Here is a 12,715-nt window from a genome sequence, read left to right as displayed (position 1 = left end):
CTCTGTATATCGGACGAGAGGTCCCATCATATATAAAACTACCTATTGAAGAATCCACATATTCTTGTTACAGTCGTCAGTCCCGTTGAATTGACGCTGCAAAGCCTCTTGCAGGTTTGCTTTGTTATACTGCGATTCGCTTTCGGGATACATCCAGCGCAGCGGAAGTTGGTCCTTGATTTCATTCAAGGAAGTTTCAGGATTAATCGGCAGCTTAGGATAGCCCGTACGACGATATTCGTAGTAGCTATTCCACGGGGCATGCATGAATCCCGTCAAGTAGCGCTGTGTAAGAATCATCTCTATTCCACCTTCCGCTCCTTGGTTCAACTGAATATCCGGATTTTGCAGAAAGTCGGCAATCACCTCATCGGTAATCACACGCCCATGAGCATATTTGGCATCCGTGCAACCGGCAATAAAACGCATACCGGCTTCGATACCTTTCTTATAATAAGCATCGGCACTGCCCGAAATCCAACCACGAACGGCTGCCTCGGCCAAGATGAAACATTGATCGGCATAACCTATCGTGATGAACGGTTCTCCGGCCGGATTGTCCTTGTATCGAAGATTCAAATTACAATATGCTCCGGTGCTGTATGACTTGGTTATCAAGTCGAACGTCAAAGACGGATTAACGCCCAAATACGCCTCCCAATCAGCCGGGGAAAGGCCTTCTTTGATTTTGGCTTCGGCAGGTTCGGCGATATAGAACAAGCGATAATCCCGGTTCTTCTTCATGACATCGACAATCGTTGTGGACAATATGGGATACATATACCAGTTGAAATCGTCTTTAAATATGGGATAACGCTGCCCCTTCTTGTCGGAGAACACCAACTGGTAGTTATCTTCGTTCGAAGCAAGTATCTTCTTTCCCGAAACGACACGCGCAAAACGTTCCTTTACTTTCAGATCGGCATCTCCGGCCACTCTCGAAAGGCTCATCAACACCTTTAACTCGAAAGAGGCTACCACTTTCTGCCATTTCTCCGTATTTCCCTTTAAGATAGGGTCGCCCGTGAAGTTATCGGCTTGGCCGAACAGATCATACGCCTCTTCCAAATCGTCCAAGACCTGCATCATTACTTGCTTCTGGGTGTCGTAGCGCGGCGTAACGTTTCCCGCTTCTCCCTGCAACGCATCGCTATAAGGAACATCACCCATCTCCATGGAGATGTAGTAGATGGTAAAAGCCTTTACGAATTTATTCAGAGCCTGATATGCCTTTACATTCTGTCCCTGCGCCAACTCCACCATCTTAACACCATTGATTAACCTCGTGTAGCCTGAAAAGGAAGAACGCCCCATCTTATTGTAGTGATAGTCGCTGGGACCTTCGCCCCATGCCAGTTCCTTCATCAAGAAACTGCTGTGGAAGAAAGCCTTGCTATAAGAGGGAGTAGCCGTAGCGAGAATCAACTTCGTGGCCAACATCGTAGGCGTTACGGTGGTGGGTGAGTCGGGATTAGTATTCAATTCATCAAAGTTGCTGCAAGAAGAGAGTAGTCCGCTTGCCAGCACAATGCCAATTAATGCTTTATATATCGTTTTCATTGTTATCATTGGTTTAGAAGTTCAACTTGACATTAAATCCTATGTAGCGAATGGAAGGAGAGTTCAGATTCTCGCTTGCCTGATCGGGGTCGGAGAACTTAAAGTCTTTCGTCCAAATCAACAAGTTCTGCCCCACAAGACCCAGCTGCATACCCGTCAGTCTGAATTTGTCGCAAATGCTCTTAGGCATTTCGTACGTAATGGAGAGGTCGCGGAGCTTAATAAAAGTCTGATCCTGAACTGTCTGATAAACCGGATAATACGCATTCGGATAAAAACGTCCTATATAAGTTTCATAAGAAACGGGAACGTCATTGGGAGCAAAAGTCCGGCTATCCTTCACGATATTTCCGTCCACATCATATTCCACCGTTCCGGAAACCACCTTGACACCCTTGCCGATAAAAGTTTTTTTCCCATTCACCACCTCCTCATAACGCCACTGATTGTCGCTGTCGGGATGCGCACCGGTATTCCACAGAGCCTGTTCCATCATATTGTAAGCAACGCCTCCCACACGTCCGTCGATGGAGAAGTTCAAGGTAAACGCTTTATATTTGATTGTGTTGATGATTCCCCATATCCAGTCGGGAGACTTATAGCCGACTACGGATTGGTATTCGCTCTTCTTCGGCAAGCCATTTACGTGAACGATATTTCCCTCCGGGTCACGTTCCCAGTCTTTCAACGTAAAGGCGTCATAACGGTTTCCTGCTGCTACCCACGGTCTTTGTTCGGAATAGGTTTCGTCTACCTTCGCATAGTAATAGCGGTCGCGTGCCCAGTTGAAGGTTGCACTCCATTCCCAGTCGGAGGTTTTGATGATGTCACCGGTGAGAGTGAGTTCCACACCACGGCGTTCTTGCTCTTCACCATAATTAATCATCGTGCCCGAGAAGCCGGAAGCCTCGCTGACAGTAGCACTGCGGGTAAGGTTATACTTCAACGTATTGTAATAGGCAAAATCTACACGCAGCCTGTTATTCAAGAAGTTAAGAGCCGTACCTACTTCCCATGAGCGGGTTGCGGTAGGACGTATCAGAGTGCCACGGATGGAAGTGGGATAAGTTGCTGCGGAGAGATTGTCCCAAGCATCGGTTGTAATGCTATACACATTGTTTATTTCATAGATATCCACATCCTTCTTGGTTTGCGTCCACGAACCACGCACTTTCCAGAAAGACATCCATTGGGGCAGATGGATGAATTCGGACAAGATGGCGCTTCCCGAAAGAGAAGGATAGAAGTAAGAACGTGTCTCGGAAGGCAAGGTAGACGACCAGTCGTTACGAGCCGTTACATCAAGGTACAAGGTACTCTTCCATGAAGCAGAGAAACGTCCGTACAAACTGTTCACCTGCTTGCGCTTATAGTTGCTTGAGGTCGTGGCCTTATTCACGGAAGCCTTCAACGAGTAATAGCCCGGGATGGTCAATCCGCCGGCCGTCTGGCTTTGCAGCATGTCGTCCTGATAATAGTACAATGTTCCGCCGGCAATACCTTCTACGCTGAAATCACCGAATTTATGGTTGGCCGTCAGCATCAGGTCGTGGTTCATACTCAAACCGCCGTCGCACTCTATTTCAAAGTAACCGTTCTTGTCCCAACCCGAATTGGCCGACTTGGGATTGCGCCATGTTTTTCTTTCGCTATACACATCTATACCCGAACGCAAGTTTGCCCGCAACCAAGGGGTGAACTCATATCCTACGTTCATATAGCCGTTTGTGATGGAATAGTCGCTGGAACGAAGCACCTCGTTTGCCACAAAGTAAGGATTGTCATACCAGCCGGAATACATCCAGTTCTGTTGTTCGTCTTTCTTGGCCCAATAATCCTTGAATTCGCGCAAGTCATAGTCGGGTCCGGTCCACACCAGCAGGTTATACAGATATCCTCCCTTACCATATCCCGTACCGTAATTCTGCGGGAAGAAACGCTTGTTGAAGCTGATTCCGCCATCGAGCGAGAACTTGTTCCATTTCATGTCTCCCGATACAGAGTAGGTAATCTTATTCAATTTCGTATTTGGATATTGCCCTTTGTTGTAGACATGGGTCAACGAAGCTCTCACACTGCCATATTTTCCTTTTTGGCTGATGCTTACGTTGTTGTTCGTGATAAATCCGGTCTCCAAAAAGTTCTTGAAGTTATTCTTTCCTCTGGACGTTAGCGGCATCACTTCGAACTGATGGGTCTGCGGATTCCACTGCTCGGCCGTGCGGCCAATGTCGAGCTTATCGCCCCAGACAAAGTCATAGTGATTGTATTTCCCACCTTCTCCGGAGCTATAACCCGATTGCACCTCAGGCAACTTCAAGTATCCTGCCTGAAACATGGTGCTGCTGTTGATGCTTACATGCAGTCCTTCTTCTTTACTTTTCTTGGTCGTGATCATAATTACTCCTACTCCACCACGCTCTCCATACAGTGCGGCGGCCGTTGCTCCTTTCAGCACGTCGACGGTCTCGATGTCATCCGCCGGAACATCGCGCAAGCTCATGTTCTTATAAGGCACTCCGTCAATGACCAGCAACGGGGTCTCGCCACGCAACAGCAAGGTGGGTGCCTGATTGAACTCGGTGCTGTTCTGCACATTCAAACCCGCGATTTTTCCAGTAAGCGATGTGCCTACATCCACCACCTTCACCGTAGCCAGTTTGTCGCCTTGTACTTTCTGAACCGCATATCCGAGGGCTTTTTCCTCACGCTTGATACCCAAAGCGGTCACCACCACTTCATTCAGCAGTTTCGTGTCTTCTTGCATCTGAACCTTCAGTGCGGAACCGTCGTTCACTCTGATTTCCTGATTCCGGAATCCGATGTAGCTGACTTGCAGCACTTCTCCTGTATGCACCACCAATTCAAATTCTCCATTCGCATTGGTTATCGTGCCCTGAGCAGGATTACCTTTCACCGTGACATTGGCACCGATCACAGGTTCTCCGGAAGAGTCCACCACTTTACCGGAGACCTTCACTTGTCTGCCCGATTCTTTGCCGCTCTTGCCGGCAGCTTTCTTATGCAGTGTAATGTAATTATCGGAAAAACTGTAAGAAAGTCCGTGGGCGCTTAGCAGATTCAGCAAGTCTGTGATTTCCTGCTTTTCTTTTTTCACCGTCACGACACCGTCGACGTTCACTTCGGATTCGCTATATACAAACAGATAATCTGTTTGCTTTTCCACCTCGGACATGATTTGCTTTACGGTGGTCTGCCCTACCTTCAAGCGCACTTGGCTGTTCTGTGCTTGCACCGAAACGAACCGGATCTGCATGAACAGGCAAACGATAAATAAAAAGATGATTTTTGTTTTCTGAAAGTTTATGTTTGATTTAGTTTGTTTACACACTAAATCAGAATGAAGTCTATTTTTTTTCATACCTTTGTGTTTAAGGTTCACTACTTTAGTTGATTTCCCAACAGAATAAGGTTTTGAGCCTCTATCCCGAGGGAAGCAATGTTGGCGCATTGTTTCCCTCTCTTTTTTATATTCTTCTTTATTCAATCATAGGCAAATATAGATTTAAGGGTTAACGATAGATTCTTATATGTTTCTCATCAATGATTTCATAGTGGAACCTGACGACGGACTGCAAGGCTCTCAATATACTTTCCAGAGAGTCGCTTTGCCTGATTTTTCCGGTCACCGGATAGTTTACATCCACTTCGCTGTCGATGGTGAGTCCGACACCTTGCCAGAGAGAGACTTTTTTCAAGACCTCGCCCAGCAGGCAACGTTTGAAATGTACCACCCCATTCTTCAGGTACTCTTCATTATCGAAGTTGGATATTTTCTTATATAGACGATTGTTCTTGATGATGGCTTGTTCCAGCGGCTTCAGCACCAACCGGTCTGTGTCATCCGACAGGTTGTCTATTTGAACCGAACCCTCTATCAAATCCACCTCAAAGTGTTCGTTCTCCGGATAGGCCATCGCATTGAAGCGCGTGCCCAGAACGGTAATCATATAGCGACCGGTAGATACTCTGAACGGTTTGTCCGGATTGTGGGCGACATCAAAATAAGTAGAGCCGCTCAACTCCACGTTACGGGTTTCACGGTTGAAGGAGTTGGCATAGCGCAGCGTGCTGCAAGGGCCTATCCAAGCGGTTGTTCCATCGGGCAAGGTCACCTTTACACGCTGTCCGCTCGGTGCGGATATTTCGGTGAATTGCAGGTTTCGCTCTTTGTTCACCCAGTGCAGGGTCAGGAAATAGGCCGAAGCGGCCACCAGGCAGACAACGGCCGCATAACGCCACGCATGCAGGAAAAGCTGTTTCATTCTCCGCTTTTTCAGTCGGGCGGCAAAGCTTCTGTAACTGTCGGCTCCCGCGGATTCATCATTCTCTTCGGGCAGAGCCTCTGCCAAAGCCAATATGTTCTGCATGGCGCAGAAGTCTTTCTTCAGCTCATCGTCACGGCCCAACTCACGGAAAAGTGTTTTTTTTTCTTCTTCGGTGATGTCTCCTGTAAAGTATTTGGTCAGCAAATCTCTCATTTCCATTTTCTGTTCTTTACAGAGAAGACGAAGAAACGGGCAAAAAGTACCAAAAGGAAAAGATTTTTTTTATAGAGGAAAGAGAAACACAAATTGTTACCGGACAACGCAAAGTATAAAAAGAAAAGCTATATATAAGGAAAAAATTTTACCTCCTGAAAGATTCTCCTCTCCTCCCCGACTCACTATACAGATGCTCTTTACTGGAAATATAGATGCAACGCACTCCGCATATACATCCAGCACGGTGGAGATATATCTCCACTAAAGCCCGTCTACAGATATCTCTCGCAAGGGGTACCCTTCAAAAAACATATCGTATTAATTCTTAACAAAACAGGATTATGACGAAACAGGACACCGAAAGATAGATGGCAGCATGTTATTTCTCGGAAAGGAAATCCGCCATTGATGTGAACAGCCCAAACAGCAGGCAGACTATGATAAGCCAACTTTTATAGCAAGCTCACATTATTTCAGGAACACAGGCACTTACCAAAAACGAATGTCAGAAAAGGCAGAAGTTTCCTCAATTCCGTTTGCAGTTTGCCAATCGCTATTGTCATCTGGTTTTTAATGGTCTGTATGGAGAGTCCGGTCTCGTCCGCTATTTCCCGGTACTTCTTATGATTGATTTTGGCTTGGATAAAAATGTAACGGCATTTCTCGGGCAACTGTCCAATGGCTTTATGCAGCATACGTTGCATTTCTTCATCGGTAACATTGTCTTCATCAAGAGTCTCTAAAGAATATAACTTGTACTCCAGCTCGCGATTCTCTATTTCGCCGAGAGAACCGATAGAAGCCAGACTGTTTATTTTTAAACGCAGGAAATCGATGCAACGCCGTTTCACCAGCATGAACAGGAAAGCCTGCAACTGCCTGACTTCTTTAAGCAACGAGCGATTTCCCCATAAATAGGTAAAAATGTCCTGAACGATGTTTTCCGCATCTTCCTTATTAATCAAATACACAGAGGCAAAGCGCAACATACGTGAATAGTAGTTGACGTATATCTCCGAAAAGATTTGTTCATCCATATCTTTTTTCCCCGGTTTCACTTCGCTATATCTTAATGATTAAAGCCCTTCTGATTTTTCTCTTTCAATGCATATTATAGGCTCCTTAACAAGCCACTTTCGATGTCTCTTTCTGCAAATGTAGGAAAACTTCGGTTATCGGCAATATGATGGAAGCAGATAACCACTCTTTTTCATACGTTTGTAATATGGCATTGAATATCAGGGAAAGGCAACCGCATTATCCGGATTTTATGATTACATAAGTAGCTCGGAAGAATAGCTTTTATTACTCGCATCGCTTGCATACGAGGATCCTAAAAAGTGAGAAGTTTTTAAAATATCCAGCCTGTTCTTTGCCAACTGAGAAAAAAAACTTATTTTTCACTCCTGAATTACTAAATCCATACTGATTACATGAAAAAAACAAAGAAATGGGTAGCTGCCCTCCTCCTCTTGTGCATCGGAAGCGGCTTATCGGCACAACCCCTGCCGACGGAAGAGAGAAATGAAACGTATGACCACCGCATGGAATGGTTCGGCAAAGCCAAACTGGGGATATTCATCCATTGGGGCATCTATGCCGTCAGGGGGGTGTCCGAAAGCTGGTCGTTCTACAACGACTACCTGCCATACGAAGAGTACATGAAACAACAGAGCGGCTTCAAAGCCGAAAAATACAAACCCGAAGAGTGGGTGAAACTCATCAAAGAGAGCGGAGCGAAATATACAGTCATCACCACCAAACATCACGACGGCTTCGCCCTGTGGGACACGAAAGCAGGGCAACTGAGTGCCAAGAAGACATCCGCTGCCAAACGCGACCTGCTTACCCCTTTCACCGATGAAGTGCGCCGCCAAGGGCTTCGCCTCGGACTTTACTACTCGCTACTTGACTGGAGCCGCGACGACTACCCCAACAAGACCAAGACCACGAAGCGTTACGACATCAAGGACGACCCGGCACGGTGGCAATCGTTCTGCACATTCAACTTCGCGCAACTGAAAGAATTGAACAGTGCCTATAAGCCCGACCTGTACTGGTTCGACGGCGATTGGGAACAATCTGCCGAAGACTGGAACTCCAAAGGCATCGTAGAGTTGCTGAGAACGCCCAACCCGGATGTCATCATCAATTCGCGCATACAAGGCTACGGCGACTATGCCACCCCCGAACAGGGCGTACCCGTAGTTCGCCCTAAAGAAAAATATTGGGAATTGTGCTATACCATGAACGACTCTTGGGGCTTCCAACCCACCGACACCAACTACAAGACACCGCAAATGCTCCTGCGCTCTTTCGTGGACTGCCTCAGCATGGGAGGCAACATGCTGTTGGATATCGGCCCTAAAGCCGACGGGAGCATTCCGCCCCAACAAGTAGCGATACTGAAAGAATTCGGCCGTTGGACATCCAAGCACAAAGAGGCCATCTACGAAACCCGTGCGGGCATCCCGGCCGAGCATTTCCACGGAGGATATACCACACTGAACCGCGAAGGAAACATCCTTTACCTTTATCTGCCCAATCGTCCCAACGGCCCCATCGAGCTGAAAGGCATCGCCAACACCGTGCACCGTGCATGGGTGGTGGGCAACGGCAGCATGCTGAACCATAAGGTGTACAACAAGCTGTATTGGAGTTCCGTTCCCGGCATCGTCTACATCGACGTGCCCGAAGAGTGCTTGGACGAGCAAATTACCGTCATTGCCGTATTGCTCGACGGCCCTGTCAAACTCTATCGAGGCGAAGGGCAGGTGATTTCGGTGAACTGATTTCTCAGATGCAGATGAAACGGATGACGCGGATTTATCCTTATTCTTAACCAAACTCTTTTTTCATAATGAAAAAACTCTTCTTATCATGCTGCCTTTTATTGACAGCCACAATAATCTCTGTCACGGCACAACCGCTGACCGAGCGATACGGCAGATTCCTGACACAACCCGAAGGCTACGTATGCCTGCGCACCGCCGATACGATCTGCATCGACGGCATCCCCGATGAAGCGGTATGGCAGCATGCCCCTCTCATCACCCGTTTTACGGACATCAGCGGAGAGGGATATCCCACCCCACGGTTCCGCACGCAGGCAAGGATGCTTTGGGACGACCGCTACCTATACATCGCCGCCGAGCTGCAAGAACCCGAAGTATGGGCCAACCTGAGGCAGCGCGACACCATCGTCTACTACAACAACGATTTCGAGGTATTCATCGACCCCGATGGCGACGGACACCACTATTACGAAATCGAGGTGAATGCCCTCTGCACCGTGTTCGACCTCTTTCTGGAGAAACCTTATCGTGCGCCACGCCGTCCCCACGTGCAGTTTCAGTGGAACTGTCCGGGCTTACGGATAGCCACGCACGTGGACGGCACCCTCAACCTTCCGGGCGACACCGACCGGGGCTGGAGCGTGGAGATGGCCATCCCTCGCGAAGCCATCGCCGCAGAGTTCGACAACTACCTGCAAGCAGGCAACTACCTGCGCATCGGCTTCTCGCGCGTGCAGTGGCAGCACAGCACGGACAAGGACGGACGCTATCACCGTAAGCAAAGAGCAGACGGCACATTCCTGCCCGAAGACAACTGGACGTGGGGAGCTACGGGTCAAGTGGCCATGCACATGCCCGAACGATGGGGATACGTGTATCTCTCTGCCCTCACCGCAGGCAGCGCCGCTCCGGAAGCATTCCGCTATCCGGACTCATATCCCGTAGAACGTTTCCTGTGGATGCTCTTTTACGCACAAGAAGCACAATATGCCGCACACGGACGCTATCACGCCACCATCGAAGCTTTCGGTCTGACAAAAGAGGAACTAAACGCACTGCCTTCGGGCAGCCACGTCAGCGTAGAAGCCATCAGCCATAAGTATGAGATCACAGTCACCCTACCCGATGGCAAGCGGATGAGTATTGACGAGATGGGATGCCTCGCCGGTGAAACAAAGTGAGACTACTTGAACCCTATGACACAAAAAGCGGAGGGTGTGGTTCTTTTTCTCGAACCACACCCTCCGCGTTATTTACGCTTGGCATTACGATATACGCCAGCTACTTACCTTCTTATTTGTTCGGCGTTTCCCATTTCTTGGTGTCCGTGCAAACCACATTCAGGATGCGGTCGCCTGCCTGTATGCGAAAATCGCCTTTCTCCAAGATCCACTTGCCGTCATAACCCACAAAGGCAAGGTCGGAGGCTTTCACTTTCAAGGTCACGGTCTTTGTCTCGCCCGGCTTCAGCTCCACCTTCTCGAAAGCGCGCAGACGGCGGATGTCGGGGGTGAGTGAAGCTACAAGGTCGCTGCTGAACAGCAGAACACTTTCCTTGCCAATGCGGTTACCGGTATTCTTCACATCGACGGTGAAGGTCAGTACGTCGTCGGCCGTGAAGTTTGGCTTGTCCACTTTCAAGTTGCTGTATGCAAAAGTGGTGTAGCTCAACCCGTAGCCAAATGCCCATTGTACAGAAACCTGCGCATCGTAGTTATAAGCACCTTCCATCTGCTGACCGATATGTTCGCACGGCTTGTAATCATACGTAATCAGCGAGTTAATCTCCTTGGGATACGTGAAAGGCAGCTTTCCGCTGAAGTTGGAATCGCCTGCCACGAGATTGGCCAACGCATCGCCACCGTAGTTGCCCGGAAGCATGATGTTGACAACTGCTTTAGCCAGAGGCTCGATGTCGGCTATCAGACGGGGACGTCCCTCGTTCAGAATCAGAATGATGGGTTTACCGGTTTTTGCAAGCGCCTTCACCAAATCGAGCTGATTTTGAGAGAGCGTGAGGTTCGTCAGGTTGCCCGGTGTTTCGCAATAAGAGTTCTCGCCGATGCAAGCCACGATGTAGTCGGCATTGGCAGCGGCAGCCACCGCTTTATCAATTTCGGGAGCATTCTCATCCCACCAGTTGCCGCCTTTCTTGTAGGTGACACCGGCTTCGTAGATGATATTATCGGCACCGAATTTATGGGTGAAAGCTTCGAGAATCGTGTTGTAGGCAACGGCATGTTCATCGGCCTTATCGCCCTGCCAAGAGTAAGACCAGCCACCGTTGAGGGTACGCATGGAGTTGGCATTTGGGCCTGTAATCAGCAATTTCTTGCCTTTGGCCAACGGCAGGATGCCGTCCGTATTCTTAAGCAGCACCAACGATTCTTCGGCAGCCTGCAATGCGGCTGCGGCATGTTGTGCGCTACCAAAGAGCGGGAAGTCTTTTGAATCATAGTAGGGTTTCTCGAACAGATTGAGACGATACTTCAGACGCAGCACGCGGCTCACGGCATCATCAATGCGGCTCATGGGCACTTCGCCCTCTTGCACCAGTTCCTTGAGGAGAGTACAGAATTTCCAGTCGTAGGGATCCATGGACATGTCGATGCCGGCGTTGATGGCAAGTTTAATGGCCTCTTTCTTGTCTTTGGCAATGTGGTCGCGTTTCCAGAGATTGTCGATGTCTGCCCAGTCGGTGACGATCATACCGTCCCAGTTGAGGTCTTCCTTCAGCCACTTAGTCAGCAACTCGTAGTTGGCATGGAAGGGCAATCCGTTGTTCATGGCAGAGTTCACCATGACAGAGAGCGCACCGTTTCTTACCATTTCGAGGTAAGGAGCAAAATGTTTCTCGCGCATGTCCTGCACGGTGATGGAAGACGGCGTGCGGTCTTTGCCCGAAACCGGCACACCGTAGCCCATGAAGTGCTTCATGCAGGCTGCCACACGGTCTGCTCCAATCAGATTGGGATTCTCTCCCTGAAATCCGAGAACGGACTCGCGTCCCATTTCGGCATTCAGGTAGGCGTCTTCGCCATAGTTCTCCCACATGCGCGGCCAGCGAGGATCACGTCCGAGGTCGGTCACCGGAGCATACGTCCAAGGAATGCTTCCTGCCTTTGTCTCGTATGCCGAGATGCGCGAGCCTTCGCGCGTCAGCTCGCGGTTGAAGGCAGCTCCCATGTTGACGCCTTGCGGAAAGAGAGTTCCGCCCAGCGTATAGGTGGTTCCGTGTATCTGGTCCACACCGTATATGCAAGGAATGCCCATCACCTGCATGGACTTCTCCTGAATGCGCTTGATGATTTCCTGCCACTTCTCCACACTCTGCGCCACGCCGGCGGGTACATTCAGGATGGAACCGACTTTGTATTTCCCAATCACAGAGTCGAGCTTCGCTTCATCCAACCGGAAGCCTTTGACGCCTTCTATTTCTTGGATACGCATGTAAAGTTTCATCACTACATCCTGCGCAGGCAGTTCCTTACTTATCTTGAACTCCTTTTCCAGCTTATATTGGCGGACAATTTTCTTCAGTAGGTCGGGCGTGATGTCTTTCGGATTGATGCCGGCAAAAGGGTTGGCACGCTTCTGCAGGACGTCGATGGCAAGTTCGCACATCTGGCCCACTTTCTCGTCCAGCGTCATCTTCTTCAGCAGCGTCTCGATCTGCCTTTCTATCTTCTCGTCTCTTGGGATGGCAGGCGCAACGGATGTCTGCGCCGTAGAAGCCAGTACTAACCCGGATAGGGCTAAAGATAAGATTAACTTTTTATTCATGGTCATAATATTGGTTTGATGTTGGCAAATATAGCAACATCCTGCCATACCGAAGGGTATAACAGGATGCTT

7 protein-coding genes are annotated in these 12,715 nt (G+C 49.0%); 2 read left to right on the top strand and 5 right to left on the bottom strand.

Annotation, left to right across the window (positions count from 1 at the left end; genetic code table 11):
- Window positions 1-42 precede the first annotated feature (42 nt).
- From C3V43_RS10275 to C3V43_RS10260, 4 genes are all read right to left on the bottom strand, one after another.
- Window positions 43-1,560 (bottom strand): SusD/RagB family nutrient-binding outer membrane lipoprotein, encoded by a 1,518-nt coding sequence (locus tag C3V43_RS10275; RefSeq protein WP_106069728.1) that lies wholly within the window; start codon window positions 1,558-1,560, stop codon window positions 43-45.
- A 13-nt stretch (window positions 1,561-1,573) separates the two neighbouring features.
- Window positions 1,574-4,942 carry a SusC/RagA family TonB-linked outer membrane protein gene (locus C3V43_RS10270; RefSeq protein WP_106070555.1) on the bottom strand — a complete coding sequence of 1,123 codons (3,369 nt, stop codon included), beginning with the start codon at window positions 4,940-4,942 and terminating at the stop codon, window positions 1,574-1,576.
- Between the two features lie 151 nt (window positions 4,943-5,093).
- Window positions 5,094-6,068 (bottom strand): FecR family protein, encoded by a 975-nt coding sequence (locus C3V43_RS10265; protein ID WP_106069727.1) that lies wholly within the window; start codon window positions 6,066-6,068, stop codon window positions 5,094-5,096.
- Window positions 6,069-6,538: 470 nt separating this feature from the next.
- A complete protein-coding gene (locus C3V43_RS10260) occupies window positions 6,539-7,102 on the bottom strand; it encodes an RNA polymerase sigma-70 factor (protein WP_129588750.1) in 564 nt (187 codons plus the stop codon).
- Between the two features lie 396 nt (window positions 7,103-7,498).
- On the opposite strand from C3V43_RS10260, the gene C3V43_RS10255 reads away from it, so the two are divergent.
- Together C3V43_RS10255 and C3V43_RS10250 are read left to right on the top strand one after the other, a co-directional pair.
- Window positions 7,499-8,857, top strand: a complete 1,359-nt coding sequence (locus C3V43_RS10255) for an alpha-L-fucosidase (protein ID WP_106069725.1) — start codon at window positions 7,499-7,501, stop codon at window positions 8,855-8,857.
- 68 nt (window positions 8,858-8,925) lie between these two features.
- Window positions 8,926-10,041 carry a carbohydrate-binding family 9-like protein gene (locus C3V43_RS10250; RefSeq protein WP_106069724.1) on the top strand — a complete coding sequence of 372 codons (1,116 nt, stop codon included), beginning with the start codon at window positions 8,926-8,928 and terminating at the stop codon, window positions 10,039-10,041.
- A gap of 112 nt (window positions 10,042-10,153) precedes the next feature.
- Here C3V43_RS10250 and C3V43_RS10245 read toward each other — a convergent pair whose 3' ends face one another.
- Entirely contained in the window at window positions 10,154-12,643 is a 2,490-nt protein-coding gene (locus C3V43_RS10245) for a glycoside hydrolase family 3 N-terminal domain-containing protein (RefSeq protein WP_106070554.1), read from the bottom strand.
- Window positions 12,644-12,715: the final 72 nt, after the last annotated feature.

The sequence above is a fragment of the Prevotella heparinolytica genome, from assembly GCF_002998535.1.
Taxonomy (GTDB): Bacteria; Bacteroidota; Bacteroidia; order Bacteroidales; family Bacteroidaceae; genus Bacteroides; species Bacteroides heparinolyticus.
This window is presented reverse-complemented; position numbering and strand designations above follow the sequence as displayed.

Excerpts from the sequence above, each read along its gene's own strand:
- C3V43_RS10275 (WP_106069728.1), bottom strand. The coding sequence starts at position 1,560 with ATGAAAACGATATATAAAGCATTAATTGGCATTGTGCTGGCAAGCGGA.
- C3V43_RS10270 (WP_106070555.1), bottom strand. The coding sequence starts at position 4,942 with ATGAAAAAAAATAGACTTCATTCTGATTTAGTGTGTAAACAAACTAAA.
- C3V43_RS10265 (WP_106069727.1), bottom strand. The coding sequence starts at position 6,068 with ATGGAAATGAGAGATTTGCTGACCAAATACTTTACAGGAGACATCACC.
- C3V43_RS10260 (WP_129588750.1), bottom strand. The coding sequence starts at position 7,102 with ATGGATGAACAAATCTTTTCGGAGATATACGTCAACTACTATTCACGT.
- C3V43_RS10255 (WP_106069725.1), top strand. The coding sequence starts at position 7,499 with ATGAAAAAAACAAAGAAATGGGTAGCTGCCCTCCTCCTCTTGTGCATC.
- C3V43_RS10250 (WP_106069724.1), top strand. The coding sequence starts at position 8,926 with ATGAAAAAACTCTTCTTATCATGCTGCCTTTTATTGACAGCCACAATA.
- C3V43_RS10245 (WP_106070554.1), bottom strand. The coding sequence starts at position 12,643 with ATGAATAAAAAGTTAATCTTATCTTTAGCCCTATCCGGGTTAGTACTG.